This window comes from Rhizobium sp. 05N49, from assembly GCF_056396805.1.
In genome coordinates, this window is record NZ_JBFTME010000002.1 from 119980 (window position 1) to 146105 (window position 26126).

The window sequence follows — 26126 nt, forward strand, 5'->3', positions numbered from 1 at the left end:
AGTCAGAGCGCCTTGGCGTTCTGGATCAGCCGCCGGATATATTCGAGCATCAGCTCTCGTTCGAAGACCCGAAAACCTTTGAACAGCGCAAGGTCGGCCTCGCGCGCCGTGTCGATGGCTTGCGCCTCCATCGCCCTGGCTTTTTCTGTCAGAAAGATCAGCTGCGCGCGTTTGTCGGTCGGATGCGGACGCCGCTCGATCAACCCGTCTCGCACCATGCGTGAGAGCGTGTTGGCCATCGTCGCCTGTTCGATATCGACGCGCTCCAGAAGCTGTTTCTGCGTCAGCCCGTCCTCGGCCCAAAGCTCCAGAAGGATAGGGAACTGTCCGGGAGAAAAACCGAGCCCTGCCGCGCGCTGATGCAGCGAGCGGGCAAAACCCTTCGCCAGCTGGCTGGCAAGGTAGGCGCCGGAATCCATTCGATTAAATCCCATGATTGTAAGTTAGGCTCAAAATCGCTCGGTAGACAATGCAACAAATCGCATACGATCCATCAAAAAATAGGAACGAAGTTCTCAAATTTTGAGTGCCGCAGCGAATTGCGCAAAAAACAAAGCCGCCAAGGCCTGGAGGAAGGCCATGGCGGCTTGAAAGTGAGGACAAAGGCCCGGAGAGGGGGATGAGGCCTTTGTCCAAGCCTGACGCGGGCGGGGGACAAGCCGGCTATCAGACCCGCGGCGCGATCAAACGCCGGTGACTTTGATTTGTGATGGAGAATGTGGTTTTTCAAGGGAAAGAGAAAAAACCACCTATTACAAATTAGTAACAGTTTGGTGAGGCGGAATCTTTTTGCGCAACCAAGTTTATATGGACCTTGAAGGGCCGCCGCGCTATCCATGCTGCCATGAAAAAAGGCGATCATCTCTTCCTTATCGACGGTTCGGGTTTCATCTTCCGGGCCTTTCATGCACTGCCTCCCCTGACGCGCAAATCCGACGGCCTGCCGGTCGGCGCTGTCTCCGGTTTTTGCAACATGCTCTGGAAGCTGCTGAGGGATGCACGTGGTACCGATGTGGCTGCCACGCCCACCCACCTCGCCGTCATTTTCGACTACTCCTCGAAGACCTTCCGCAAGGATCTCTATGACGCCTATAAGGCGAACCGTTCAGCGCCGCCCGAAGAGCTGGTGCCTCAGTTCGGCCTGATCCGCGAGGCGACACGCGCCTTCAATCTGCCCTGCATCGAGACGGAAGGTTTCGAGGCCGACGATATTATCGCGACCTATGCCCGCCGGGCCGAAGCGGTCGGCGCCGACGTGACGATCGTCTCCTCCGACAAGGATCTGATGCAGCTCGTCACCCCGAATGTCCACATGTATGACAGCATGAAGGACAAGCAGATCAGCATCCCCGATGTGATCGAGAAATGGGGTGTGCCGCCGGAAAAGATGATCGACCTGCAGGCGATGACCGGCGATTCCGTCGACAATGTTCCCGGCATCCCCGGCATCGGCCCGAAGACGGCAGCCCAGCTTCTCGCCGAATATGGCGATCTCGATACGCTTCTCGAGCGTGCCCATGAGATCAAGCAGGAAAAGCGCCGCCTGACCATTCTCGAAAACATCGACAAGGCGAAGCTGTCCCGCGAACTCGTGCGCCTGCGCACCGACGTACCGTTGGAGCTCGATCTCGACGCGCTCGTCCTGGAACCGCAGAACGGCCCCAAGCTGATCGGTTTCCTGAAAACCATGGAATTCACCACGCTGACGCGCCGTGTTGCGGAATTCTGCAATTGCGACGCCAGCGAGATCGAACCGGCCTTCGTAAAGGTCGAATGGGGTGCGGATGCGCATGGGCCGGACCTCGATTCAGCCGAGCCGGAACCTGTCGCGGGCGCGGTACCCAAAGTGAATGGCGAAGCCGTGGCCGTTCCACCGCGCGCAAAGGCGAAGACTGCGGTCGAAGGCACGTTTGCGCCTGCCGATCTTGCCAAGGCGCGCGCCGAGGCGTTCGCGACCCTTCCGTTCGATCATTCTTCCTATGTGACGATCCGCGACCTTGCGACTCTCGACCAATGGATCGCCGCTGCGCGCGATACCGGACTCGTTGCCTTCGATACGGAAACGACTTCGCTCGACGCCATGCAGGCCGAACTCGTTGGCTTCTCCCTGGCGATTGCCGATAACACCGCCGATCCGACAGGCATACGCATTCGCGCCGCCTATGTGCCTATCGGTCACAAGACGGGCGTTGGCGACCTTCTCGGCGGCGGTCTCGCCGACAACCAGATCCCGATGCGCGATGCGCTGTCGCGGCTGAAGGCGCTGCTGGAGGATGAATCGATCCTCAAGGTCGCTCAGAATCTGAAATACGACTACCTGCTGATGAAACGTTATGGCGTCGAGACCAAGAGTTTCGACGACACGATGCTGATATCCTACGTGCTCGACGCCGGCACCGGCGCGCACGGCATGGACCCGCTGTCTGAAAAATTCCTCGGTCACACACCGATCGCCTACAAGGACGTCGCTGGCTCCGGCAAGTCGAACGTCACCTTCGACCTCGTCGATATCGAGCGCGCGACACACTATGCAGCCGAAGATGCCGAAGTGACGTTGCGCCTGTGGATGGTGCTGAAGCCGCGCCTTGCCGCCACCCAGCTGACACGCGTCTATGAGCGCCTGGAACGTCCGCTCGTACCCGTTCTTGCGCGCATGGAAGAACGGGGGATCACCGTCGACCGCCAGATCCTGTCGCGCCTCTCGGGCGAACTGGCTCAGGGTGCAGCCAGGTACGAGGATGAAATCTATCAGCTTGCTGGTGAGAGGTTCAATATCGGCTCCCCCAAGCAGCTCGGCGACATCCTGTTCGGCAAGATGGGTCTTGCCGGCGGAACCAAGACCAAGACCGGCCAGTGGTCGACCTCGGCGAGCGTGCTGGAAGACCTTGCGGCAGCGGGCTTCGATCTGCCACGCAAGATCGTCGACTGGCGCCAGCTCACAAAGCTGAAATCGACCTACACGGACGCGCTTCCGGGTTACATCCATCCGGAAACGAAGCGGGTGCACACCTCCTATTCGCTGGCGTCGACGACGACAGGCCGCCTTTCCTCTTCGGAGCCGAACCTTCAGAACATTCCGGTGCGCACCGCCGAAGGCCGCAAGATTCGCACCGCCTTCATTTCGTCGCCCGGCCACAAGCTGATCTCGGCCGACTACAGCCAGATCGAGCTGCGCGTGCTGGCCCATGTCGCCGAAATTCCCCAGCTCGTGCGCGCTTTCGAGGACGGCATCGACATCCACGCCATGACCGCCTCTGAAATGTTCGGCGTGCCCGTCGAAGGCATGCCGAGCGAGGTGCGTCGCCGCGCCAAGGCCATCAACTTCGGCATCATCTACGGCATCTCCGCCTTCGGCCTCGCCAACCAGCTTTCCATCGAGCGCTCGGAAGCCGGCGACTACATCAAGAAATATTTCGAGCGCTTTCCCGGCATCCGGGATTACATGGAAAGCCGAAAGCAGATGGCCCGCGACAAGGGCTACGTCGAGACGATCTTCGGCCGCCGAATCAATTATCCGGAGATTCGCTCGTCCAATCCCTCGGTCCGCGCTTTCAACGAACGGGCCGCCATCAACGCGCCGATCCAGGGCTCGGCCGCCGATGTCATTCGCCGCGCCATGATCAAGATCGAGCCGGCGCTCGCCGAGGCAGGCCTTGCCGATAGGGTGCGCATGCTCTTGCAGGTGCACGATGAATTGATCTTCGAGGTCGAAGACGAAGAGGTCGAAAAGGCGACGCCGATCATCGTTTCGGTCATGGAAAACGCCACCTCGCCGGCGCTGGAGATGCGCGTGCCGCTTCGGGTCGATGCCCGCTCCGCGACCAATTGGGATGAAGCGCACTAAGGCATGTCGCGCAAAAGTGCGCAGCGGTTTTGCGATAACGACATGCGAAAACAAAGGCTTGAAGTGCGGCAAGCGAATCTGGAAGATCGCGGCGTGCTTTAGGACGCTTGTCTCATTCGGCCAAAGATTTTTCCTTTCTCATCAAGCCTCTGAAATTGATGATGTTTCATCTTTTTAGCCGTCCCGCTACGGGACGGCTGGAAGGAACTTATTAACCTTCATTTTCTATCCGGAAGGATGTCAGAAATTACCAGACGTGAGTGAGTAGCTGTCGCATGCGTTTTCCCAGAACCAATTTGACGGACGCCGAAGAGTTTTCTTCGGGACTTGAAGCTGACCATCACGTGGAAGAAGCCACTGTGGCATATGAAGGCGAAAAGCCGATTCCGCCGCTCTGGCAGAGCAATTTCTCGCTCGCCCCGAATGTCCGCTTCACCCGCACCCCGGAAACGCTGATCAGCAAGCGCCACGCGCCGGAGAAGCCTGTCCGCGAGGAAATCATTGTGCCTGCCCCGCAGGCGGTAGCAGTTCCGCAGCCCCTGGCGGCACCGCAGATGCGCGCGCCGATCGCGGTGAACGTACCCTTCGATATTTACCTGCCCGAAATGGTTGAACCGGTCGCGCCACAGCCGGAACCTCAGCTGCAGCCCGTTGCCGCGGTTCCCGTCGAAACGACGCTACGCGCAGCGACAGAACTTTCATCCATTTCGGATTTCGCCTTCTGGGAGGTCATGGCCTTCGAGGAGACCGATGCCGGTCCGTCGCGTACTCCGGTCATCGCGTTGCAGCAGGTCGAACCAGAATCGATCACTTCGCGCTTCCGCATCATGGAATGGCGCCCAGGCCGACATAATCCGGCGCCGGTGGCGCCGCGCGCAACGCTGCCCGTAACGTCAGCGCCGGCCCGCCCCGCGCGTCCTCCGGCAGTGCGCGTTGCTCCGGCTCCGGTCGCTCCAGCTCCCGTCGCCCAAGGTCCGATAGTTCAGACCCCGGAAATACAGGCGCCTGTGGTCCAGTCGAATCAGGCACCGGCAGAAGCACCGCCCGCATCGCGTGTCGAGATCACCGCACCTGCACTATCCCCGGTTCGCTCTGCCCGCATGATCGTCGAGAAGGTTGATGCATCGGGCTACGAATTCCCGCCGCGTGCCCTGTTGCAGGAGCCGCCGGAGCGGCTCGGCGAGATCATGTCGCAGGAAACGCTGGAACAGAATGCCGGCCTCCTGGAGAGCGTGCTGGAGGATTTCGGCATCAAGGGTGAGATCATCCATGTCCGCCCCGGTCCGGTCGTCACCCTCTATGAATTCGAGCCGGCGCCCGGCGTAAAATCATCCCGCGTCATCGGCCTTGCCGATGATATCGCCCGCTCCATGTCGGCACTGTCTGCCCGTGTTGCTGTCGTTCCCGGCCGCAACGTCATCGGCATCGAACTGCCGAATGCGACGCGTGAAACCGTCTATTTCCGCGAGATGATCGAGAGCGACGATTTCGACAAGAGCGGCTACAAGCTGGCGCTCGGCCTCGGCAAGACGATCGGCGGCGAACCCGTGATCGCCGAACTCGCGAAGATGCCGCATCTGCTCGTTGCCGGCACCACCGGCTCGGGCAAGTCAGTCGCCATCAACACGATGATCCTGTCGCTGCTCTACCGCATGACGCCGGAACAGTGCCGCCTCATCATGGTCGATCCCAAGATGCTGGAACTCTCCGTCTATGACGGCATTCCGCATCTGCTAACGCCCGTCGTCACCGATCCGAAGAAGGCCGTCATGGCATTGAAATGGGCGGTGCGCGAGATGGAGGAGCGCTATCGCAAGATGTCGCGTCTCGGCGTGCGCAATATCGACGGTTATAATGGCCGCGTCTCCCTGGCCCGTGAGAAGGGCGAGACCATCCATATCATGGTCCAGGTCGGCTTCGACCGGCAGACCGGTGCGCCGATCGAGGAACAGCAGGAGCTGGACCTTGCACCGATGCCCTACATCGTCGTCATCGTCGACGAAATGGCCGACCTGATGATGGTTGCCGGCAAGGAGATCGAAGGCGCGATCCAGCGGCTTGCGCAGATGGCGCGTGCTGCCGGCATCCATCTCATCATGGCGACACAGCGTCCTTCGGTTGATGTCATCACCGGCACGATCAAGGCGAACTTCCCGACCCGCATCTCCTTCCAGGTGACCTCGAAGATCGACAGCCGCACGATCCTCGGCGAACAGGGTGCCGAACAGCTGCTTGGCCAGGGCGACATGCTGCATATGCAGGGTGGCGGCCGCATCTCCCGTGTCCATGGTCCCTTCGTTTCCGATGCCGAAGTCGAGAAGGTCGTGGCACACCTGAAGACGCAGGGTCGGCCGGAATATCTCGATACGGTCACGGCCGGCGAGGATGAAGAAGCCGAGGACGAAGAGGACGGCGCCGTCTTCGACAAGAGCGCCATGGGTGCCGAGGATGGCGACGAGCTTTACCAGCAGGCCGTCAAGGTCGTCCTGCGGGACAAGAAGTGCTCGACCTCCTATATCCAGCGCCGCCTCGGCATCGGCTACAATAGAGCAGCTTCGCTCGTCGAGCGCATGGAGAAGGAAGGGCTGGTCGGTCCGGCAAACCATGTCGGTAAACGCGAGATCGTCTCGGGCCGCGGCGACAACGAATAATCGGAGCGCGGCTGGCTATCCTTCTTCGGAGGCCAGCCGCAGCGTCTCGAGCACGAAGTTACGCTTGCCGCCGGTATAATAATCCCAGTCGTCATTGGCCTCGCCCATGAGTTTCATCTTAAGGGCGGCATAGGCGTTCGCGCGCTCCGCGTGCGAGCGTAGATAGTCCCGAAACGCGAGCCGGTCTCGCAAAACGACATTGTTCGCCGAGCAGAGATATAGTCGTGCGCCGTAGAAGCCCTTGCCGCCGGTGAAGGTCCAGGTCTGCTGCTGGTATTTGTCGCCATGGAAGGTGAAGGCGCCAAGCGATTCTACGCGCTCGATTGCTTCGGGAAGCACATCCGCATTAGCGAAGGCAGCGTGCAGGTCGATCTTCGGCTTTGCCGCCAATCCGGGCACCGATGTGCTGCCGACGTGATGAAAGACGGGGGCGAGATCGGCAAGAAGCGGCTCCAGTTCGCCGACGATCCGGCGGAAGAGAGACGGCCATTCCGGGTCATAGTGGACGACACGAATGGCCATTCTCGTTTCCTGCCTCGTTTAGACGATTTCCTTCAGGAAGCCATCCAGGATGTCGACCATCTTGCGCTCGGCCTCTTCCAGCGAGCCGCTATTGTCGAGCTCCACGACATCGTAATCGCCGCGCACCGTCAGCGGGCCGCGTGCGAGGCGGGCCATGATGTCCTCGTGCGTCTCGCGGCCGCGCGCCTCCAGGCGGCCGGCCAGCACTTCGGGGCGGGCCGTAACATTGATGACCTTTAGCCGCGGGAAAGCAGCCTGGAAACGGTGCAGGGCCGAGCGCGAGCCATTGGCCACGACGAGGTGACCCCTGGAAAGTGCAACGGAAACCTCCGCCGGAATTGCATATTTCAAGCCGTGCGCCTCCCACCAGACGGCAAAGGCACCAGACTGCTCCATCGATGCGAAACCGGCATCCGAAACGGCGAGGTGATCCTCCCCACCGGCATCGCCATCGCGAGTGATGACACGGCGGGCAAAATGCACGTCTTCGCGGCGATCGAAATGCCGGGCCGCAAGGTTCATCAGCGTGTCCTTGCCGGCCCCGCTCGGGCCGACGACGACGACCATGATGCCGCGTTCGGCGCCAGCGCCCGGATGGGGTTCGTGTGACATCATCATGCGACACGGCGTCCTTCACGCCAGACGGATCGCGTCACCGGCACGCCATGTGAACGGTGGACGCGGACGAGATCGGCACGCAGGCCGGTTGCGATGCGGCCGCGATCGTTGAGGCTGACGGTGCGTGCTGGCGTTGCCGTCACCATTGCAATTGCCTTCGACAAGGTAATGCCCTCGACCTCGTCGGCAAGAATGAAGGGCGCATGCAGCAGGCTGAGCGGCACATAGTCGGACGAAAGCACGTCGAGAACGCCGAGCTGCGCTAAATCACGCGCGGCGATATTGCCGGAATGCGACTTGCCGCGCACGATGTTCGGCGCGCCCATCAGAACGCTCATGCCGTTCTCGTGCGACAGCCGGGCTGCGTCGATGCTTGTCGGGAATTCGGCCAGGCGAACGCCGTTTTCGATCGCCTCATCGACATGGGCAGATGTGGCATCGTCATGGCTTGCGACAGTGATACCGCGTTCGGCGCAGACCTTCGAGATCGCGTCGCGATTTGGCGTCGAATTGCGATCGGACTCGGCGATGCGTCTGGCGCAGAAGCGGGCAAACTCCTCATCGGAAAGACCGCGCTTCTTCTGATAGTAGAAGATGTACTGGTCCATTGTCTGGAACTGGCGCTGGCCCGGCGCATGGTCCATCAGCGAGACGAGACCGACATAAGGATCGTTTTCGAAATCGGCGAAGTGCTGCAGCACGTTGTCGGCCGAAACCTCGCAACGCAGATGGAGGAGATGTTCGGCACGCAGGCGCCCTTCCTTTTCGGCGGACTGGATGGCATCGGCCATCTCGCGCATCTCACCGTGCTCGAAGCCACCGTCTTCGTCAGCACCCATGCGCAGGCAGTCGAAGACCGTTGTGATACCCGAAGTGACGATCTGCGCGTCATGGGCCTGGATCGCCGCCGTCTTGTTCCAGCGGATGCCCGGACGCGGCGAATAGTGGCCTTCCAGATGGTCCGTGTGCAGCTCGACGAGGCCCGGAATGATGTAGTCGCCCTCAAAGTCTTCGCCGGCTACCGAAATGCCTTTTGAAATATCGGCGATCTTGCCGTCGCGTATCAGGATAGAGCCCGAAAGGATGTCGTCCTCGAGTACGATACGGGCATTTGAAAGAACGGTTTCTTTGCTCATGTCAGGAAATCTTTCAGCTTTTGGCGCCAGCAAGAGGCAGCCATGTGTGGACTTTGAAAGGCGCGCCGCGCGCCTCCTCGCTAAAGACGGCGAGGCCGGAAATGTGAAGCGGCCTGCCGGTAAAAGCTGCAAAACGCTCCGTCAGGATCGCCTTCATCACTTCCGCGCGCTCTTCCGGCACCTGACCGGTCAACGTCATATGGAAGCCGAAGTCATCCATGACATATGGATAGCCCCAGCGCATGAGATTATTGCGCTGGCTCTCGGAGAGCCTTTCCGGTTTGCGCCTGATAATGTCGGCCTCGGAGAGTGCCGCCCGGAATGGCTCGAAAGACTTTACCACCTTTGCGGCGAAATCCTGAAGCGGCTGGTGCAGCGAACCCGGAACAAGTGCGAAGAAGCGACCGAGCTGGCCGAGCACCAGCTCGGGGATTTCAAAGGCCGGCGTCTTGGCGGCAAAATCTTCGACGACCGCCATCAGGTCCTTTTCGGTCACGGAGGAGGCAAGCTCGAAGGGCGCCTTGATCGTCGCGTGGAAGCCGTAGCGGCGCGGATCGGCGGTCAGTTCGAATTGTTCGTTTGACGGCAATGTCTTGTATTCGGGTGCAGGATAGGTCTCGCCGGTAAAGGCATTGCGGCCGAGCCAGACAGAGGCCGCATCCGTCAGGGAATCATCCTTGGACGGCGAAAAATAGAGAGCGTAGCGCAAGGCTTTTATCCTGGAGATCGTCCGAATGGGGAGCGCAATGTGCATTGATTTGGCGGTGAACCGCAAGCACGCTCCGGCTAAAAGATTTCCATGACAGAATGATGATGACGGCGGGCCGTCATCATCATTTGATCGGGCTTAGTGGCCGGCCTTGGTGCCCATCAGGCGATGGCGCAGTGCATTCGATGCGGTATCGAACAGGAAGACAACGATCAGGATCAGGATGACCATGTATGCGACGTTTTCCCAATTGGAATTGGTGCGCATGGCTTCCCAGAGCTTGAGACCGATACCGCCGGCGCCAACGGCGCCGATGATCGTCGCGCCGCGTACGTTCGATTCCCACTGATAGAGCGTCTGGCTGACGATAACAGGGACGATCTGCGGCATGATGCCGTAGCGATGCACCAGCACGGTCGAGGCGCCCGTCGACTTCACGCCTTCGCGCGGCTTGTTGTCGATATTCTCGAGACCTTCCGAGTAGAGCTTGCCGAGCGTGCCTGTCTCCGTGAGGAAGATGGCGCCGGAACCGGCAAGAGGACCGGGGCCGAAGGCGCGCGTCAGGAACAGCGCCCAGATCAGCATGTCGACCGAACGCAGGAAGTCGAAGAAGCGCTTCAGGGCCTGATTGAGGAACCTGTTTGGCGTGATATTGCGCGCTGCCATGAAGGCGAGCGGGAAGGCCGCGAGCGAACCGAGCAACGTGCCGAGGAAGGCCATCACGATCGTCTGGAACAGCTTGGTCCAGACATCGCCATGCTGCCATTCGCTGTTGTTCCAGATATCGTCGAAAGCGAGCGACAGGTTCGACTGATCGGGATGGATACGCGGGCCGGAGACGATGAGACTGATGACCTCGCTTGCCGGCTTGTCGAAGAACGGCGACTGCGTATCGAAGACGAAGTTCGCCCAGCCGATAAATCGCTTGCGCACTTTCACGCGGTCGACGGAAATGCTGACATCCCCTGCAAAACCAAGATTGGCAAGCACGTTGTCGTCATAGACCGTCATCCAGCCCGGAACCGGACCGACGACTTTCGGTGCGCCGCTGCTGACATCGACCGGCACCGTCATGCCATGGGCAACGATCGTCGTCTGGCTCTTGCTGACCGTCACTGTGCGGCCGCTGCCGCTGACGAGAACCGTGATGCTGCCATCCGTGTTGGTTTTCAGCCAATCCGGATGCGGATCGTCGCCAAGCGGTGAGAAGCGTGGATAGCGCGTCTGGATCGTGCCATCGTCCTGGATACGGAATTCCGGCTGCACGTCATAGCTGATCCACTGGCTCATATAGATGCCGAAGCGTTCCCAGTGGGCTTCGGCGATGAGCTTCGGCAGGTCGAAAAACCAGACGGCATAAAAGCCGTAGAGGATTGTCGCGAGCACAATGAGGAGACCGCCGAAACGCTGGCGGAAGGACTTGTGAAAATATTCCGGATAGCGCGTTTCGATCTCATGCATGCGGTTTGCGTCGATGACCGTCATGGCAGCCTCAATGTTGCAGGAGGAAGGCGTGTTCGCCGACGAGCCGGCGGCGCAGCCAGGCGGAGAACTGGTCGACAGCGACAATCGTCACGAAGAGCAGCAGCACGAGCGCCACGGTCTTCGCGCCGAAACCGCGGGAAATGGAAAGCTTGAGCTCTTCACCGATACCGCCGCCGCCGACAGCGCCGATGATGGTCGAAGCGCGCACGTTGATCTCGAGGCGCAGCAGCGCATAGGACGCATAGTTCGGCATGACCTGCGGCAGAGCGGCGAAACGCACGCGCTCCAGCCAGTTCGCGCCGACGGCGCGCATGCCTTCGTCCGGTTTCATGTCGATGTTTTCAGCAACTTCATAGAAGAGCTTGCCGAGTGCGCCGATCGTGTGGAGCGTGATCGCGATAATGGCGGCCACCGGTCCGATCGAGAGGATCGCCGAAAACAGGCCAGCGATGACGATTTCTGGGAAGGCGCGCAGGAATTCCATGATGCGCTTGGTAAAGATGCGCAACGGCCAGTTCTTCGTCAGATTGCGTGCCGCAAAGAAGCTGAGCGGAACGGCGAAGATGAAGGCGATGATGGTCGAGACGAGCGCGATATTGATCGTGACGATCATCAGCTCGAAATACTCAGGAATGTAGAAGCTGCCCCAGACATAGACGCGGCCATTGGCGAAATTATATTCTTCGCCACCCTTGTCGTTCGGGCTCGCAATATCGAAAAGCGCGCGCCAGACATCGGTCCAGTCTTTCGGGATAAGCCAGCTCAGGAAGTCGAACAAATGCGGCAGGCGTTCGAAGAAGTGACCGGCATTGCTCTCGTCGGCAAAGCGTACGGAGCTGACGAAGGCGGCGATGAGGATCACCAGGCCAAGGGCGGTATAGAAACGCCGCCTGGCGATCATCCTGTCCCAAGCGGTGGCGATTTCCTTCGCGCTCTGCATCGGCACATGCGGCTGTGTATCGGCAATAGTCATGAACGCCTCGCCTGGTCACAAGAAAAGGGGCGGCCGTTGCCGGCCGCCCCGTATACGGATGGTGCAATCAGCCGCCGATAGCAGCCTTACGAACTTCTACGACAGCGTTGTAGAAGTCGTGCTTGACCGGGGCGTAGCCCTTGTAGTCGCCGCCTTCGATAGCTGCGAAGCACTTGTGGTCCTTCTCCGGCAGGGCCGTGAAGAAGGCGGTGAGCTTCTTCTGCCACTCTTCGCCGAGAGCGTTGCGAACGACGAGCGGGCCGTTCGGGATCAGCGGCGAACGCCATACTTCAACGAGCTTGTTCGGGTCGACGGCGCCCTTGTCGACTTCCTTGCGGAAGGTACCGGAGGTGTAGCCGTCCTTGAAGTCGCCGATGCCCGACGAATCGTCAACAGCAACGTCGACCTTGCCGTCGTAAGCAGCGAGCAGGTTGTTCTCGTGGCCGCCGTTGAACTGCGTGGAAGCGAAGAACTTGTCGTTCGGTATGCCCGTGTCCTTCGGGATCTGCGTCAGCGGAACGAGATAGCCCGAGGTGGAATCCGGATCGGCGTAGCCGAGCTTCTTGCCCTTGGCGTCCTTGATCGTCTTGATGCCGGAAGACTTCAGGGCGAGACCGATCGAGTAGTAACCCGTGGAGCCGTCCTTCTGCTGCGTCGTCAGGATCGGCGTAACAGCCTTCGGGTCCTTGATGTAAACGGATGCGTAGCCGGAAGCGCCGAGTTCAGCGAAGTCGAGCGTGCCGCCGAGGAGGCCCTGGATAACGCCGTCATAGTCGGCGGCCGGGAAGAGCGAAACCTTCTCGAAGCCGAATTCCTGCTTCAGGTGGTCTGCAAGGCAGGCATAGTTGCGCAGGCGGTCGGTTTCGTTTTCGCCGCCGAGGATGCCGACGCGGAATTCCTTGAGGTCAGCGGCATTGGCAGCGCCGGCTGCGAGCGACAGGATCGCCGTAGCCGCAAAAAGTGCTTTCTTCAACATGGGTTCTCTCCTGAATGACCGGGCGCCCGGTCGTTTTGGTACGAAGAAATCTGCCCTTGACGCGGGCATTCGATCGCGGCCGCCCCTCTCACAGACCGGCCAGCGCCAGCGGTTGGGTGCCGGCGGATTGGTTTTCGGCTCCTTCCGGAGCGATATTGATTGCGGTCGAGGTCATCGTTTCGTCGATGCCCGCACCGTCCTTGTCCGTGCCATAGATTTCCTTCACGGCCCCGGTGGTGAGTTCAGAAGGCTTGCCGTCGAAAACGACGCGGCCGCCTGCCATGCCGACGATGCGTTCGCAGTAGCTGCGGGCCGTATCGAGCGTGTGCAGGTTGGTGATGACGGTGATGCCCTCACGCTCGTTGATGTCGCGTAGGGCATCCATGACGATCTTGGCGTTCAGGGGGTCGAGCGAGGCGATCGGCTCGTCGGCCAGAACCATCTTCGGGTTCTGCATCAGCGCGCGGGCGATCGCCACACGCTGCTGCTGGCCGCCCGAAAGCGTGCCCGCTGCCTGCAGCGCCGTCTGCTCGATGCCGAGGCGCTCGAGCGCTGCGATTGCCTGGATGCGCTCTTCACGGCTGAAGACGTTGAGCAGGCTAAGGGTCGTCGAGCGGTGGTTCAGGCGGCCGAGCATGACGTTGGTCAGCACATCGAGGCGCGGGACGAGGTTGAACTGCTGGAAGATCATTGCGCAGTCGCGCTGCCAGTTGCGCAACGCCTGACCGCGAAGGCCGGAAACCTCGACACCGCCGAAATGGATGGTGCCGGAGGAAGGTTCCTGCAGGCGGTTGATCATGCGCAGGAGCGTGGACTTGCCGGCGCCCGACCGGCCGATGATGCCGACCATCTGGCCCTGAGGAATGTCCAGCGTTACGGAGTCGACAGCGAGCTTCTTTCCGAACCGGCGTGTGACATTCTTCAGTTCGAACATCATGCTCTTCCCTCGCATTTCAGGCTTGCTTCTGGGATCGCATTAGTCCCGCTTCATGAACCTCGCGTGTCAGTTTTGTGTAAGTCCTGTCACAAAACTCTGCCCCGCAATATTCGGCTCAGCCGCCGTAGCGCGAAAGGAAGTCTTCGGCGCCAAGTGCCCGGAAATCAGCCAGTGCGCCGCGCAACCGGTCGTGTTCCCAGTCCCACCAGGCAAGCCTGTCCATGCGCTCGCCGATCTCCCTCGGAAAGCGCTCTCGGATGAGCTTGGCCGGCACGCCGCCGACGATCGTGTAGGGAGCGACATCCTTCGAGACGACGGCCCCCGCGCCGATGACGGCCCCGTTGCCGACGGTCACGCCGGGCAGGATCGTGGCGCCATGACCGATCCAGACATCATTGCCGATGACGACCCGGTTGGAGCGGCGCCATTCGAAGAATTCGCTCTCCATGTCGGCATCCGGCCAGTAATCGACGGCGCGGTAGGTGAAGTGGTGCAGCGTCGCGCGCCAGGTCGGATGGTTGGTTGCGTTGATACGCACTGCGGCGGCGATGTTGACGAACTTGCCGATCGTCGCGCACCAGATCGAGCCGTCCTGCATGATGTAGGAATAGTCGCCGAACTCCGCTTCGCTGATGCGGCAGCGCTCGGAAACTTCCGTGTAGCGGCCGAAGGTCGAGTTGGAGACGGCGGCGGTTTCATGGAAATAGGGCTCGATGCCCAGCTTGCGGCTCATGCTGCGATCGCCTTTCGCGGAGAGAATTGCTGGACGTCGAGAATGCGGTCGGCAACGGCTTCACGCACTTCCTCATCGTGGAAGATGCCGAGCAAAGCGACGCCCGCCTTCTTCTTTTCCTCGATCATGCCGACGACGACGGCACGGTTCTTAGCGTCGAGCGAGGCGGTCGGCTCGTCGAGCAGCAGGATCGTGTGATCGGTGATGAAGCCGCGGGCGATGTTGACGCGCTGCTGTTCGCCGCCCGAGAAGGTGGAGGGCGGCAGCTGCCAGAGGGCTTCCGGCAGGTTGAGCTTTTCGAGCAGGTTTGCTGCTTTTTCGCGGGCGCTGTCGGCCGCTTCGCCGCGTGCAAGCAGCGGCTCGGCGACGACGTCGAGGGCCGCAACACGCGGCACAGTGCGCAGGAACTGGCTGACGTAACCGAGCGTGTGGCGCCGCACGTCCAGGACGGTGCGCGGGTCGCCGGCGGCCAGATCGACGATCTTGCCCTTGTGGTTGACGAGGATCTGTCCGCTGTCGACGGCATAATTGCCGTAGATCATCTTGAGCAGCGAGCTTTTGCCGATGCCCGATGGGCCACCGAGCACGACGCATTCGGCCGATGCCACCGAGAAGGAGACATCCGAGACGACCGGCAGCTTGAGGCCGTCGCGCAGGTGCATGGTGAAGCTTTTGGCGACTTCTGAAACGACGAGAGGCGTTGCCATTTTCTTAAACCTGCAGGATCGAGGAAACGAGGAGCTGGGTATACGGCTCGCGCGGGTCGTCCAGCACACGGTCGGTCAGACCCTGCTCGATGACGTGGCCGTCCTTCATCACCATCATTCGGTGCGACAGGAGGCGGGCGACGGCGAGATCGTGCGTGACGATGATGGCCGAGAGACCGAGATCGTTGACGAGGCCGCGCACCAGATCGAGGAGGCGTGCCTGCACCGAAACGTCGAGACCGCCGGTTGGCTCATCCATGAACACGAGGCGCGGGCCGGTGACGAGGTTGCGGGCGATCTGCAGGCGCTGGCGCATACCGCCGGAAAAGGCGCGCGGCTGGTCATCGATGCGGCCGGCGTCGATTTCGACGCGCTCCAGCCAGTCGATTGCGGTGGAGCGGATCTTGCCATAGTGCCGATCGCCGATCGCCATCAGGCGTTCGCCGACATTGGCGCCGGCCGAGACCGTCATGCGCAGTCCGTCGGCCGGGTTCTGGTGCACGAAGCCCCAGTCGGTGCGCATCAGAAAGCGGCGCTCGGCCTCGTTCATGTGGTAGAGGTCGCGGTAGCTGCCGTCGCGCATGTGATATTCGACGCTGCCGGTCGTCGGCATCAGCCGGGTAGAAATGCAGTTGAGCAGCGTCGTCTTGCCCGAGCCGGATTCGCCGACGATGGCGAGCACTTCGCCCGGCCAGAGCTCGAAGGAGACATTCTTGCAGCCGATGCGGTTGCCGTAGAATTTCGAGAGGTCGCTGACTTTGAGAAGCGGTGTTTCGGTCATTCTGCAGCCTCCCGGGCCAGCATTTCGCCGGCATGTCCATGTGCTCGGCGGTCGTCGCAATAGTCGGTGTCGGAGCAGACGAACATGCGCCCGCCCTTGTCGTCGAGGATCACCTCGTCGAGATAGACTTCCTCCGCGCCGCAGAGCGCGCATGGCTTGCCGAAGCGCTGGATCTCGAAGGGATGGTCTTCGAAATCGAGGCTGACGACATCCGTATAGGGCGGCACCGCATAGATGCGCTTTTCACGACCGGCGCCGAAGAGCTGCAGTGCCTCGGACTTGTGCATCTTCGGATTGTCGAATTTCGGCGTCGGCGACGGGTCCATGACATAGCGGCCGTTGACCTTCACCGGATAGGCATAGGTCGTGGCGATGCGGCCGTTGCGGGCGATATCCTCGTAGAGCTTCACATGCATGAGGCCGTATTCTTCCAGCGCATGCATCTTGCGTGTCTCGGTTTCGCGCGGTTCGAGGAAGCGCAGCGGTTCCGGGATCGGCACCTGGTAGACGAGAACCTGCCCGGTCCCGAGCTTTTCCTCGGGGATGCGGTGGCGCGTCTGGATGATCGTCGCGTCCTTGGTATGGGTCGTGACGGCGACATTGGCGACTTTCTGGAAGAAGGCGCGAATGGAGACGGCGTTCGTCGTGTCGTCGGCGCCCTGGTCGATGACCTTGAGAACGTCATCAGGCCCGATGATGGCCGCAGTCACCTGCACGCCGCCGGTGCCCCAGCCGTAGGGCATCGGCATTTCTCTGCTGGCAAAGGGAACCTGGTAGCCTGGAATGGCGATCGCCTTCAGGATGGCGCGGCGGATCATGCGCTTGGTCTGTTCGTCGAGATAGGCGAAATTGTAGGTGGCGAGATCACTCATTCGGCGGCCTCCTTTTGGGTCTCGCCGCTGTCGCGGGCGGTTTCGAAATCGCGGCGCATGCGGCGGACGAGGTCGAGTTCGGCCTGGAAGTCCACATAATGCGGAAGCTTCAGGTGTTCGACGAAACCGGTCGCCTGCACGTTGTCGGAATGGGAAATGACGAATTCCTCGTCCTGCGCCGGCGCGGTGATATCCTCGCCAAGCTCTTCGGCGCGCAGCGCACGATCGACGAGAGACATGGCCATCGCCTTGCGCTCGCTCTGGCCGAAAACCAGGCCGTAGCCGCGGGTGAACTGTGGCGGCGCCTTGGCCGAACCCTTGAACTGGTTGACCATCTGGCATTCGGTGAGCTGGATAGGTCCCAGAGAGACGGCGAAGCCGAGTTCCGGCACGTCGAACTCCACCTCGACCTCGCCGATGCGGATTTCACCGGTGAAGGGGTGGTTGCGGCCGTAGCCACGCTGGGTGGAATAGCCGAGCGCCAGAAGGAAGCCTTCGTCGCCGCGGGCAAGCGCCTGCAGGCGCAGGTCGCGGGTCATCGGGAACTCCATCGGCTCGCGCGTCAGGTCGCCCGTCTCGTGGTCCTCGGGCAGTTCGCCGTCGTTCTCGATCAGCCCTTCCTGGCCGAGGATCTCGGAAACGCGCATGACGCGGCCGCTCTCCGCCTCCCGCAGCGCCGGCTCTTCCACGGCCTCATCCGAAAGCAGCGAGGGATCGAGCAGGCGGTGCGTGTAGTCGAAGGTCGGGCCGAGCAGCTGCCCGCCCGGAAGATCCTTATAGGTCGCTGAAATACGGCGCTCGATCTGCATCTTGGCGGTGTCGAGCGGCTTCGAATAGCCGAAGCGCGGTAGCGTCGTACGATAGGCGCGCAGCAGGAAGATCGCCTCGATCATGTCCCCGCGCGACTGGCGCACGGCAAGGGCTGCGAGCGTCCGGTCGTAGAGCGAGGCTTCGGCCATGACGCGGTCGACGGCGAGCGCCAGCTGTTCGACGATCTGCTCGATGCCGATGGCCGGCACCGAGCGGTCGCCACGCCGGCGGTCGGCGAGCAGGCGGTGAGCATTGGCGATGGCGGCCTCGCCACCCTTGACGGCAACATACATGAGCTCAGATCTCCGTTGCTGTGATCTTGGTGGTGCGCGGCAGGCAGAGGAAGCGCTTGCCCGCCGTCAGCACGATGTCGACGCCGCGCGGAAAAAGCGCGCGGTTTTCCGTCCAGAGGCGCAAGAAGGTTTCCGGCAGGCCGACCGGTGCGATCTCGGCCACGCTCTGGATGCCCGGTCCCATCAGGGCGAGCCGGCGGCCGCCTTCGAGATCGGCAAGTTCGATCACGACAGTCGTGGAACGATCAGGATATTCCTGCGTGCCTGATGCAAACAGGCCGAAGGTGGAAAGCGTCATGCCGGCTTCCACGAAGGCGAAGCGCGCTTCGGCCTTTTCGGTGGTCATAGGTGCGCCGGCGTGGAAGCCGAGCCATTGCGGAACCGCCGACTTGGCAAGCCCCGCGGAAAGCCAGACCGGGGTGTCATGGTCGCAGAGCGTCAGGCCGATCGCGCCGGCGGCAATGCCGAGTGGTGCCGGTGGCACGATGTCGGGTGTTACGGTCTGGATCGTGCCGGGCCGGGCCATGCCGTCCATCAGCATCTTGAACACGCTCTGGGCCTGGAAGACCGGCTCGACAAAGCCGCCGGTCAGAACATCGGTCTTGGCACTCATCAATCTTCTCCCCGGACCATGGTGAAGAAATCGACGCGGGTCGCAGCCGTTTCCTCAGCCTTGCGGTTGACGTCGTCGCCGATCCGCCGAGCGATCGGCGAAAGCAGGTTTTCTTCGACGAAGCTCTTGGTCGCCTCTTCCTGCCAGAGCGCATCGAAGATGGCTGAAAGCCGCGCCTTCTCACGGTCGGTACCAAGTGCCTGCGCATGGCCGACGGAACCGGAGGCGAGGCGCAGCGTCGCGCGCGTCACCGTCACTTCGCCGAGATTGAAGGGCGCTCCGCCGCCGCCGATGCGGCCGCGGACCATGACGAGGCCGGTTTCCGGGCCACGCACCGGCTGAAAGACCGGCTTTTCCGCCAGCGCATCCCACGCTGCCAGCAATTCCTGTGTCTCGGCGCGGGCGAGCAGATCGACGGTGCGTTTACGCCCGTCATCCGTTCGCGCCGCAGCTACCGTCTTCTCCGCTGCCGTCATCATCTTTTCCTTGAAATGTCTATTGATATAGACAACCATACAAGCTATACCTATCCCTAAATCGGCGAGGTGACAAGCGTGTGACATGGCGCGACCGAAATTGGCCGAGCCCGAAGATGAATTCGGGCGGAAAATAAGCTGGCAGGGGTGCAATGGCAGGAATAAAGCAGGTACAGCGGCAGACAGGGGTGGCGCTGTGGCGGCAGATCGCCGACAGGATCCGCGAGGCGATCAGCCGTGGCGCCTACGACGAAACGGGCATGGTGCCGCCGGAAACTGTTCTGGCGCTGCAGTTCGGCGTCAACAGGCATACCGTCCGCAGCGCACTCGCAGCCCTTGCCCAGGAAGGCATCGTGCGCGCAGTGCAGGGCCGCGGCACGCTGATCGAGCGCAAGGAGCGCCTGAATTTTCCGATCAGCCGCCGTACCCGTTTCACCGACGGTCTCAGAGATCAGGCACGCGAGACACACGCGCTCCTGCTCGGCCATGCAGAAGAAGTGGCCGATGCCGAAGTGGCCCGCTGGTTGCGCGTGGCCGAGGGCACGCCGGTCATCCGGCTGGAAACGGTGCGTGATGCGGATAAACGGCCTGTCGCGCGCGGGACGAGCTGGTTCCCTGCCGCGCGTTTTGCCGGCATCGGCGAGATCTACAGGAAGACTGAGTCCATCACCAAGGCTTTCGCGGCACTTGGCCTGTCGGATTATGTGCGCGCCACGACGGAGATCACTGCCACCCACGCCGACGCCGGCGATATCGCCGATCTCGAGCTGACACCGGGCGCCGTGCTGTTGATCACCAAGGCGATGAACACCGATCTGGAAGGTGTGCCGGTGCAATATTCCATCAGCCGTTTTGCCGCCGACCGCGTCCAGTTCACCATCGAAAACTAAAATGGCGAGAACTGAAAACGAAAAGGCCGGGCGCGAGCCCGGCCTTGAACCTTATCAATGCCTGATCTCGCTCAATGCGCGCCGGACATGTCCCCAAGCACTTCCTTGGAAGCGACGGTCGAATCTGCCTTCAGCTTGTAGACCATCGGCACGCCGGTCGCGAGATTGAGCGACAGAACCTGCTCGCGGGTGAGCCTGTCGAGAACCATGACCAGCGAACGCAGCGAATTGCCGTGCGCGGCAACCAGCACCTTTTCGCCGCGCAGGACGCGCGGAAGGATTTCCGTCAGATAATAAGGCCAGACACGGGCGCCGGTATCGCGCAGGCTTTCGCCGCCCGGAGGCGGAACGTCATAGGAGCGGCGCCAGACATGCACCTGCTCTTCGCCCCACTTGGCGCGGGCATCGTCCTTGTTGAGGCCGGAGAGGTCGCCGTAGTCGCGCTCGTTCAGCGCCTGGTCGCGGATCGTCTCGAGATCAGGCTGGCCGACCTTGTCGAGGACGAGCTTCAAGGTGTGCTGCGCGCGCACCAGCGCGGAGGTGAAGGCGATATCGAACTTGATGCCATAGTCGGCAAGCGCCTGGCCGCCGGTCGTGGCTTCCTGGATGCCGAGCTCGGTCAGATCAGGGTCCTTCCAGCCGGTGAAAAGATTCTTGAGATTCCAGTCGCTCTGGCCGTGGCGAACGAGGACGAGGGTACCGCTCATGAAAAATGCCTCCGAGAAATGGTCAATGGGAAGAAAGCCCGAGAACGTCGAGCATGGAATAGAGCCCCGGTTTCTTGTCGCGCGCCCAAAGCGCTGCCTTGATGGCGCCACGCGCGAAAATCGAACGGTCGGTTGCGCTGTGCGAAAGGGTGACGGTTTCGCCTTCGCCGGCAAAGAGCACCGAATGCTCGCCGATGACGGAGCCGCCGCGCAATGTCGCAAAGCCGATCGTACCGGTTTCCCGCGCGCCGGTATGGCCGTCACGCACGCGTACGGATTTCGCGGCAAGATCGATATTGCGGCCCTTCGCTGCCGCCTCGCCGAGCAGCAATGCCGTGCCGGAGGGTGCGTCGACCTTGCGCTTATGATGCATTTCGAGGATTTCGATGTCCCAGTCGACAGGATCGAGCGCCTGGGCTGCCTGCTGCACGAGAACGCTAAGTAAGTTGACGCCGAGGCTCATATTGCCGGATTTGACAATGCGGGCATGGCGCGAAGCCGCCGCAATCTTCGCATCGTCCTCTTGCGAGCAGCCGGTCGTGCCGACGACATGAACGATACGGGCCTGCGCGGCGAGACCGGAAAATTCGATGGAGCCGGCAGGTGACGTAAAGTCCAGCACGCCCTCGGCATGCAGGAACGCTGCCAGCGGATCGTCGCCGATGATGATGCCGTTGGGACCGAGCCCTGATATTTCGCCGGCATCCTTGCCGATGAAAGGAGAGCCCGGCCGCTCGACCGCTGCATGCAGCGTAACACCATCGATGGAATGGATGAGACGGATGAGCGTCTGCCCCATGCGCCCCGCCGCTCCGACCACAACCAGTTTCATCGCAGCGTCGCTCATGTCAGTCCATCATCCTGATCAGTATGAATCAGAAGCCGAAGGCCTCTGCAGATTATTGAGGCGAGCGTAAAGACCGTCGCTGACCTTCGCAAGCGTCTCGTGATTGCCTTCTTCCACGACGCGGCCCTGCTGCATCACGATGATCTTGTCGGCGCGCACCACGGTGGACAGACGATGAGCGATGACGACGACCGTGCGGCCGGTCATGGCCTCGTCGAGCGCCTTCTGCACGGCTGCTTCCGATTCCGTATCGAGCGCCGAGGTCGCTTCGTCGAGAAGCAGGATCGGCGCGTTGCGCACCAAGGCACGGGCGATCGAAAGCCGCTGGCGCTGCCCGCCTGACAGTGTCACGCCGTTTTCGCCCACGGGTGTGTCATAACCCTGGGGCTGGGAAACGATGAAGTCATGCGCATAGGCAAGCCGCGCCGCCTTTTCGATCTCTTCATCCGTCGCTTCCGGACGGCCGTAGCGAATATTGTCGCGGATCGTGCCTTCGAAGAGATAGGGCTGCTGCGAAACATAGGCGAGCTGCTGGCGCAGCGACTGCTTGGTCACATGCGCAATATCCTGCCCGTCGATCAGGATCTGGCCTTCCTGCGGATCGTAGAAGCGGGGAATGAGGCTGATGACGGTGGACTTACCGGCGCCCGACGGGCCGACAAGTGCTGTCGTTTTTCCGCCCTCTGCCGTCAGCGTCACCGTGTTCAGCACGCTTTCATTGCCATAGGCAAACGAGACGTTTCGCAGCTCGATCTTTGCTTCGGTCACGACAAGTGGCTTTGCATCCGGTAATTCGCGCTGACGCGGTTCCATGTCGAGCAACTCGTAGATCATTCGGGCGTTGACGACGGCGCGCTCCATCTGAACCTGCAGGCGGGCAAGGCGACGGGCCGGATCATAGGCGAGCAGCAGCGCCGTGACGAAGGAGAAGAAGGCACCCGGCGGTACGCCCTGGTAGATCGAGCGGTAGGCCGCATAGGCAAGCACGCTCGCAACGGCGAATCCGGCAAAGCTCTCCGTCAGCGGCGAGGTGCGTTCGGAAAGCCGCGCTATGCGGTTCGCCCTGCCTTCGGCCGCCGAAATCAACTTGTTGACCTTGTTTTCAAGTGCCTCTTCCATCGTGAAGGCCTTGACGATGGAAATGCCTTGAATCGTCTCCTGCATGGCGCCGAGAACATGGCTGTTGAGGTTGACCGCCTCGCGGGTTGCCGAGCGAAGACGCTTGGAAACATAACGCAGCGCATAAAGCAGTGGCGGTGCCAGAATGAAAACGGCAAGGCTCAGTAACGGGTCCTGAACGACCATGACGCCGATCAGGGCGACGAAAGTCAGGAGGTCACGGACCGTCGAGGTTATGGTGAGGTTCAAAACGTCGCGGATGCCGGTGACGTTCTGGCTCACCTGGGCGGCGATATGCGCCGAACGAGCCTCGTTGTAGTAGCCGACGGAGAGCGTCATCAGATGCGAATAGATCCGCCGCTGGTAGCGCGCGACGATATCGTTACCGATCCGCGATAGCGCGACACCCTGCCCGTAGCTCGCAAAACCGCGCAGCATGAAGGCGATAAAAATGGAAAGACAGATGATCCAGACAACGTCCGCACGCCTGTTGGCGAAGGCCTCGTCGATGATCGCCCGCATGATCCAGGCGGTGAAAGCCGTCGAAAGCGCCACAACGATCAGGCAGGCAATCGCGAAGACATAGCCCCAGAGATGGTCCCGGCCGTTTTCCGCAATGATGCGTTTCAGGATGCCGGTCACGGTATCGCTGTTGGCGTGTGGTTGTCTGCTGTCGGCGGCTTCCAAAAAAGATTTCCTGTCTCAGGATCGCATGCCTTGAGCGCGGCACGCATATTCGCGGGCTCTATAAAGAGTCGAAGAAGCTTTGGCTAGACAGGCTCAGGCCCGCCAGCGCCGCCCATCCGTCGAAAGGCCGAAGTTTCCTGGCATGCGCGCATAGGAAGAAAGCCCGGCAAGAGCAGCCAGCGGATGCGTGACGACATAGGTCGGGATCGTCCGCAGCAGCGCCGAATGCGGTGCCTTGTCTTCGAAAGCGGCCCGGAATTCCGGCATTTTCAGTGCCGGAAGGATCTTTTGCGAGATGCCGCCCGAGAGATAGACACCGCCGCGGGCCATGAAAAGCAGCGCCATGTCGCCCGCCACGCGGCCGAGATAGGTGGCAAACAGCGAGACGGTTTCGACCGCGACCTTGTCGCTGCCGGCAAGCGCATGCGACGTGATGTCCGCCGGGTCGCTCATGGTCGGCCCCACACCGTCGGCAGCGCAGATGGCGCGGTAAAGATTGACGATGCCGCGTCCGCAGAGGATCTGCTCGGCCGAAATGCGGCCTTCGATGGTCTCGACATGCGGGAAGATTTCATAGTCGCGCTTGCTGCGCGGCCCGAGATCGACATGCCCGCCTTCGCCCGGAACCGGAATCCACGTCGACTGGGTATGGACGAGGCCACCGACACCGAGGCCCGTGCCCGGTCCGAGAACGACGCGGGAGGCGACCATGTCACCAGAGGCATTGCCGATACGTTCGCGATTATCGTCCGAGAGTGCCGCGATCGCCAGGGCCTGCGCTTCAAAGTCGTTAACGACGAGCACGTCGACGAGCCCGAGGCCCTCTATCATCCTCTTTGGGCGGACCACCCAGGGGCAGTTGGTCAGCGGGATTTCATCGGCCTTGATCGGGCCGGCAACGGCGAGGATTGCTGCACGCGGCTGCACGGAGGTCTTGTCGAGCACGCCCTTCTGGATCGCCTCGTCGATCGTCGGATAGTCGGCGGTGCGCACATTGGGAAACTGCTTCGGCTCCGCATAGGCATCCGTCAGAATGGAGAAGCGGGCATTCGTGCCACCGATGTCACCGATCAGGATCGGAAAGGGCAAGGGAGTAGAGGATGCAGTCATGGCCGGTTCCGTGCTGTAGCCCGAGGGATCAGGCGTTGAGGGTAGGGAGAAGCTTTTCGGCTGTCGACCCGTTGAGCGCCATCGGAATGTCGTACACGATCGCAAGCCGCATCAGCGCCTTTACATCGACATCATGCGGCATCGGCGTCAGCGGGTCCACGAAGAAGATCAGGGCGCTGACCTCGCCGGTGGAAATCAGTGCACCGATCTGCTGGTCGCCGCCGAGCGGGCCGCTTTGCAGCCGGGTCACGTGAAGGTCGGGTGCGGCATCGAGCACACGCCCGCCGGTCGTGCCGGTAGCGACGATTTTCCATTGGGCGAGGAGATCTCTGTTTCGGCGGGCAAATTCCGCCATGTCGTCCTTCTTCTGGTCATGCGCAATCAATGCTAGGCACTTGCTGCCGGCCATGGTCGGACCCTCCGCGCGAGAATTCAATCGATTTGGCCGCTTCTACACCAGGCGTTTGTGATTTGAAAGACAGCCGCCCGCCAGCCCGTTCAGCCTATTGCACCATCGGCTTGTCGTTCGGAACCGGGCCGACGGAAGGAAGCGCGCTGCCGGTATCGACAGGGGGTGCCGCCGCCGGCGCCGCCGTCAGTGCACTCGCCGCGGAGGGACCACCATAGGTCCCGGCTTCCGCGGAGGCGATGGACGGGGCGTTGACAACGGCCGAGCAAGCCTTCGGCAGGTCGGAGACCATGACCTCACGCGGCGGCTTCGGCGGCTTTGCACTCGGCTTCGGCGCCGCCCACGGCTCTTTCGTAAACCACCAGGCCAGCGACTTGTCGCAGCCGTCCCCGGCCGCCACCGGCGCCTGTCCGGTGCAGCCCTTGTCGCCCGGCGGGCATTTCATGCGGATGTGGAAATGCGAATCGTGCCCATATTCGGGCCTGAGCTTGCCGAGATTGGTGCGGTCGCCGGTCCACGTGTCGCACATCTTCTTCTTGATCGCCGGGTTGACGAAGATGCGCTGGACTTGCGGATAGCTTGCCGCCAGCATCAGAAGTTCTGCCCGCTGCTCGCTCCACACTTTCGGGTCGACGGTCAGGAACTTGTCTTTCTGCAGCATGGTGGTGAAGGGCAGGTCTTCCCGCTGTTCGTAGGTCAGGCGTTGGGCGGGCATGGGTGTAAACCAGACATCGGCATCCAGCCCGATCTGGTGCGAGGCATGGCCGTTGAACATTGGCCCGCCGCGCGGCTGGGCGATATCGCCGACGAGGATACCGGGCCAGCCGATCCTGGCCCGCGCATCCTGAGAGAATTTTTCCAGGAACGAGATCATCGCCGGATTGCCCCAGCGCCGGTTGCGCGAAAGGCGCATCGCCTGCCAGGTCGGCCCGTCGGCCGGCAGCGCCTGCGCACCGGTCATGCAGCCTTTGGCGTAGAAACCGATCGGCTGCGCCGGCCCCTGCGTCGGCAATTTCACCGCGCCGAAGATGGCCTTGGCGCTGCCGGGGCTTGGCGTCTTCTGCTGTGCGCCGACATCGCCGGCGACAAGGCTTGCGCCGATTGCGCCGGCAAGCGTTAGCTTGCCAAACGTCCTGAAGTCAAAGGCCAATTTGCCGAGTGTCCTGAAAGTCTGGGCCTTGAAAGCCATGCCGTTCCCTTGCCGCATTTACCAAAGTGATT

At 61.6% G+C, this 26126-nt stretch carries 25 protein-coding genes; 3 read left to right on the plus strand and 22 right to left on the minus strand.

The genetic code is table 11. The annotated features are described in order from the left end of the window. Window positions 1-2 precede the first annotated feature (2 nt). Window positions 3-419, minus strand: coding sequence for a MarR family winged helix-turn-helix transcriptional regulator (locus tag AC1DF8_RS04775; protein ID WP_112542820.1), 417 nt, complete (start codon window positions 417-419; stop codon window positions 3-5). Window positions 420-844: 425 nt separating this feature from the next. On the opposite strand from AC1DF8_RS04775, the gene polA reads away from it, so the two are divergent. Both polA and AC1DF8_RS04785 read left to right on the plus strand, forming a co-directional pair. Beyond that, on the plus strand, window positions 845-3844 hold the full coding sequence (polA, locus tag AC1DF8_RS04780; RefSeq protein ID WP_477995125.1) for a DNA polymerase I: 3000 nt from the start codon (window positions 845-847) through the stop codon (window positions 3842-3844). A 275-nt stretch (window positions 3845-4119) separates the two neighbouring features. After that, window positions 4120-6495, plus strand: a complete 2376-nt coding sequence (locus AC1DF8_RS04785; protein WP_477995126.1) for a DNA translocase FtsK — start codon at window positions 4120-4122, stop codon at window positions 6493-6495. A 15-nt stretch (window positions 6496-6510) separates the two neighbouring features. On the opposite strand, the gene AC1DF8_RS04790 is transcribed toward AC1DF8_RS04785, so the two are convergent. From AC1DF8_RS04790 to phnG, 15 genes are all read right to left on the minus strand, one after another. Then, window positions 6511-7017 (minus strand): GrpB family protein, encoded by a 507-nt coding sequence (locus tag AC1DF8_RS04790; protein WP_477995127.1) that lies wholly within the window; start codon window positions 7015-7017, stop codon window positions 6511-6513. A gap of 18 nt (window positions 7018-7035) precedes the next feature. Then, a complete protein-coding gene (gene phnN / locus AC1DF8_RS04795; protein WP_112970258.1) occupies window positions 7036-7632 on the minus strand; it encodes a phosphonate metabolism protein/1,5-bisphosphokinase (PRPP-forming) PhnN in 597 nt (198 codons plus the stop codon). Then, the gene (locus AC1DF8_RS04800) at window positions 7632-8771 is read right to left on the minus strand and encodes an alpha-D-ribose 1-methylphosphonate 5-triphosphate diphosphatase (protein WP_113114830.1); all 1140 of its coding nucleotides are present in this window, start codon (window positions 8769-8771) and stop codon (window positions 7632-7634) included. Before AC1DF8_RS04800 ends, phnN begins: the two co-directional genes overlap by 1 nt. 13 nt (window positions 8772-8784) lie before the next feature. Continuing rightward, window positions 8785-9480 carry a DUF1045 domain-containing protein gene (locus tag AC1DF8_RS04805; protein WP_477995128.1) on the minus strand — a complete coding sequence of 232 codons (696 nt, stop codon included), beginning with the start codon at window positions 9478-9480 and terminating at the stop codon, window positions 8785-8787. Between the two features lie 138 nt (window positions 9481-9618). Further along, window positions 9619-10965: a phosphonate ABC transporter, permease protein PhnE gene (gene phnE, locus AC1DF8_RS04810; RefSeq protein WP_477995129.1), complete on the minus strand. Its 1347-nt coding sequence runs from the start codon at window positions 10963-10965 to the stop codon at window positions 9619-9621. A 7-nt stretch (window positions 10966-10972) separates the two neighbouring features. Then, a complete protein-coding gene (gene phnE, locus AC1DF8_RS04815) occupies window positions 10973-11938 on the minus strand; it encodes a phosphonate ABC transporter, permease protein PhnE (protein WP_477995130.1) in 966 nt (321 codons plus the stop codon). A gap of 67 nt (window positions 11939-12005) precedes the next feature. Next, window positions 12006-12914 (minus strand): phosphonate ABC transporter substrate-binding protein, encoded by a 909-nt coding sequence (gene phnD / locus AC1DF8_RS04820; RefSeq protein WP_477995131.1) that lies wholly within the window; start codon window positions 12912-12914, stop codon window positions 12006-12008. An 88-nt stretch (window positions 12915-13002) separates the two neighbouring features. Further along, on the minus strand, window positions 13003-13848 hold the full coding sequence (gene phnC, locus AC1DF8_RS04825; RefSeq protein WP_477995474.1) for a phosphonate ABC transporter ATP-binding protein: 846 nt from the start codon (window positions 13846-13848) through the stop codon (window positions 13003-13005). A gap of 118 nt (window positions 13849-13966) precedes the next feature. Then, window positions 13967-14584 (minus strand): DapH/DapD/GlmU-related protein, encoded by a 618-nt coding sequence (locus AC1DF8_RS04830; protein ID WP_477995132.1) that lies wholly within the window; start codon window positions 14582-14584, stop codon window positions 13967-13969. Then, a complete protein-coding gene (gene phnL, locus AC1DF8_RS04835) occupies window positions 14581-15291 on the minus strand; it encodes a phosphonate C-P lyase system protein PhnL (protein ID WP_477995133.1) in 711 nt (236 codons plus the stop codon). The genes AC1DF8_RS04830 and phnL overlap by 4 nt, the downstream gene beginning before the upstream one ends. Window positions 15292-15295: 4 nt before the next feature. Further along, complete coding sequence (gene phnK, locus AC1DF8_RS04840; protein ID WP_018114984.1) at window positions 15296-16072, minus strand: phosphonate C-P lyase system protein PhnK; 777 nt, start codon at window positions 16070-16072, stop codon at window positions 15296-15298. Next, entirely contained in the window at window positions 16069-16944 is an 876-nt protein-coding gene (locus AC1DF8_RS04845; protein ID WP_018114983.1) for an alpha-D-ribose 1-methylphosphonate 5-phosphate C-P-lyase PhnJ, read from the minus strand. The genes phnK and AC1DF8_RS04845 overlap by 4 nt, the downstream gene beginning before the upstream one ends. After that, window positions 16941-18047: a carbon-phosphorus lyase complex subunit gene (locus tag AC1DF8_RS04850; RefSeq protein ID WP_477995134.1), complete on the minus strand. Its 1107-nt coding sequence runs from the start codon at window positions 18045-18047 to the stop codon at window positions 16941-16943. The genes AC1DF8_RS04845 and AC1DF8_RS04850 overlap by 4 nt, the downstream gene beginning before the upstream one ends. Window positions 18048-18051: 4 nt before the next feature. Beyond that, on the minus strand, window positions 18052-18660 hold the full coding sequence (phnH, locus tag AC1DF8_RS04855) for a phosphonate C-P lyase system protein PhnH (protein WP_477995135.1): 609 nt from the start codon (window positions 18658-18660) through the stop codon (window positions 18052-18054). Next, on the minus strand, window positions 18660-19136 hold the full coding sequence (gene phnG, locus AC1DF8_RS04860) for a phosphonate C-P lyase system protein PhnG (RefSeq protein ID WP_477995476.1): 477 nt from the start codon (window positions 19134-19136) through the stop codon (window positions 18660-18662). The genes phnH and phnG overlap by 1 nt, the downstream gene beginning before the upstream one ends. 152 nt (window positions 19137-19288) lie before the next feature. On the opposite strand from phnG, the gene phnF reads away from it, so the two are divergent. Further along, window positions 19289-20026 carry a phosphonate metabolism transcriptional regulator PhnF gene (gene phnF / locus AC1DF8_RS04865; protein WP_477995136.1) on the plus strand — a complete coding sequence of 246 codons (738 nt, stop codon included), beginning with the start codon at window positions 19289-19291 and terminating at the stop codon, window positions 20024-20026. A 71-nt stretch (window positions 20027-20097) separates the two neighbouring features. Here phnF and AC1DF8_RS04870 read toward each other — a convergent pair whose 3' ends face one another. The 6 genes from AC1DF8_RS04870 to mepA all read right to left on the minus strand — a co-directional run bounded on the left by AC1DF8_RS04870 (window position 20098) and on the right by mepA (window position 26094). Continuing rightward, on the minus strand, window positions 20098-20733 hold the full coding sequence (locus AC1DF8_RS04870) for a 2,3-bisphosphoglycerate-dependent phosphoglycerate mutase (RefSeq protein ID WP_007813953.1): 636 nt from the start codon (window positions 20731-20733) through the stop codon (window positions 20098-20100). A 22-nt stretch (window positions 20734-20755) separates the two neighbouring features. Continuing rightward, a complete protein-coding gene (gene dapB, locus AC1DF8_RS04875; protein WP_477995137.1) occupies window positions 20756-21580 on the minus strand; it encodes a 4-hydroxy-tetrahydrodipicolinate reductase in 825 nt (274 codons plus the stop codon). Between the two features lie 18 nt (window positions 21581-21598). Then, window positions 21599-23386, minus strand: coding sequence for an ABC transporter ATP-binding protein (locus tag AC1DF8_RS04880; protein WP_113114819.1), 1788 nt, complete (start codon window positions 23384-23386; stop codon window positions 21599-21601). Between the two features lie 93 nt (window positions 23387-23479). Continuing rightward, window positions 23480-24496, minus strand: coding sequence for a glucokinase (locus AC1DF8_RS04885; protein ID WP_112542807.1), 1017 nt, complete (start codon window positions 24494-24496; stop codon window positions 23480-23482). Window positions 24497-24524: 28 nt separating this feature from the next. Further along, on the minus strand, window positions 24525-24905 hold the full coding sequence (locus AC1DF8_RS04890; protein ID WP_018114974.1) for a methylglyoxal synthase: 381 nt from the start codon (window positions 24903-24905) through the stop codon (window positions 24525-24527). A gap of 94 nt (window positions 24906-24999) precedes the next feature. Then, a complete protein-coding gene (mepA, locus tag AC1DF8_RS04895) occupies window positions 25000-26094 on the minus strand; it encodes a penicillin-insensitive murein endopeptidase (RefSeq protein WP_477995138.1) in 1095 nt (364 codons plus the stop codon). Between the last annotated feature and the right edge of the window lie 32 nt (window positions 26095-26126).

Excerpts from the sequence above, each read along its gene's own strand:
- phnF (WP_477995136.1), top strand. The coding sequence starts at position 19,289 with ATGGCAGGAATAAAGCAGGTACAGCGGCAGACAGGGGTGGCGCTGTGG.
- phnG (WP_477995476.1), bottom strand. The coding sequence starts at position 19,136 with ATGACGGCAGCGGAGAAGACGGTAGCTGCGGCGCGAACGGATGACGGG.
- AC1DF8_RS04775 (WP_112542820.1), bottom strand. The coding sequence starts at position 419 with ATGGATTCCGGCGCCTACCTTGCCAGCCAGCTGGCGAAGGGTTTTGCC.
- phnL (WP_477995133.1), bottom strand. The coding sequence starts at position 15,291 with ATGGCAACGCCTCTCGTCGTTTCAGAAGTCGCCAAAAGCTTCACCATG.
- AC1DF8_RS04830 (WP_477995132.1), bottom strand. The coding sequence starts at position 14,584 with ATGAGCCGCAAGCTGGGCATCGAGCCCTATTTCCATGAAACCGCCGCC.
- AC1DF8_RS04890 (WP_018114974.1), bottom strand. The coding sequence starts at position 24,905 with ATGGCCGGCAGCAAGTGCCTAGCATTGATTGCGCATGACCAGAAGAAG.
- AC1DF8_RS04885 (WP_112542807.1), bottom strand. The coding sequence starts at position 24,496 with ATGACTGCATCCTCTACTCCCTTGCCCTTTCCGATCCTGATCGGTGAC.
- phnD (WP_477995131.1), bottom strand. The coding sequence starts at position 12,914 with ATGTTGAAGAAAGCACTTTTTGCGGCTACGGCGATCCTGTCGCTCGCA.
- AC1DF8_RS04790 (WP_477995127.1), bottom strand. The coding sequence starts at position 7,017 with ATGGCCATTCGTGTCGTCCACTATGACCCGGAATGGCCGTCTCTCTTC.
- dapB (WP_477995137.1), bottom strand. The coding sequence starts at position 21,580 with ATGAGCGACGCTGCGATGAAACTGGTTGTGGTCGGAGCGGCGGGGCGC.
- mepA (WP_477995138.1), bottom strand. The coding sequence starts at position 26,094 with ATGGCTTTCAAGGCCCAGACTTTCAGGACACTCGGCAAATTGGCCTTT.
- phnH (WP_477995135.1), bottom strand. The coding sequence starts at position 18,660 with ATGAGTGCCAAGACCGATGTTCTGACCGGCGGCTTTGTCGAGCCGGTC.
- AC1DF8_RS04845 (WP_018114983.1), bottom strand. The coding sequence starts at position 16,944 with ATGAGTGATCTCGCCACCTACAATTTCGCCTATCTCGACGAACAGACC.
- phnE (WP_477995129.1), bottom strand. The coding sequence starts at position 10,965 with ATGACGGTCATCGACGCAAACCGCATGCATGAGATCGAAACGCGCTAT.
- AC1DF8_RS04785 (WP_477995126.1), top strand. The coding sequence starts at position 4,120 with ATGCGTTTTCCCAGAACCAATTTGACGGACGCCGAAGAGTTTTCTTCG.
- phnN (WP_112970258.1), bottom strand. The coding sequence starts at position 7,632 with ATGATGTCACACGAACCCCATCCGGGCGCTGGCGCCGAACGCGGCATC.
- AC1DF8_RS04800 (WP_113114830.1), bottom strand. The coding sequence starts at position 8,771 with ATGAGCAAAGAAACCGTTCTTTCAAATGCCCGTATCGTACTCGAGGAC.
- phnK (WP_018114984.1), bottom strand. The coding sequence starts at position 16,072 with ATGACCGAAACACCGCTTCTCAAAGTCAGCGACCTCTCGAAATTCTAC.
- phnC (WP_477995474.1), bottom strand. The coding sequence starts at position 13,848 with ATGTTCGAACTGAAGAATGTCACACGCCGGTTCGGAAAGAAGCTCGCT.
- AC1DF8_RS04850 (WP_477995134.1), bottom strand. The coding sequence starts at position 18,047 with ATGTATGTTGCCGTCAAGGGTGGCGAGGCCGCCATCGCCAATGCTCAC.
- phnE (WP_477995130.1), bottom strand. The coding sequence starts at position 11,938 with ATGACTATTGCCGATACACAGCCGCATGTGCCGATGCAGAGCGCGAAG.
- polA (WP_477995125.1), top strand. The coding sequence starts at position 845 with ATGAAAAAAGGCGATCATCTCTTCCTTATCGACGGTTCGGGTTTCATC.
- AC1DF8_RS04870 (WP_007813953.1), bottom strand. The coding sequence starts at position 20,733 with ATGAGCGGTACCCTCGTCCTCGTTCGCCACGGCCAGAGCGACTGGAAT.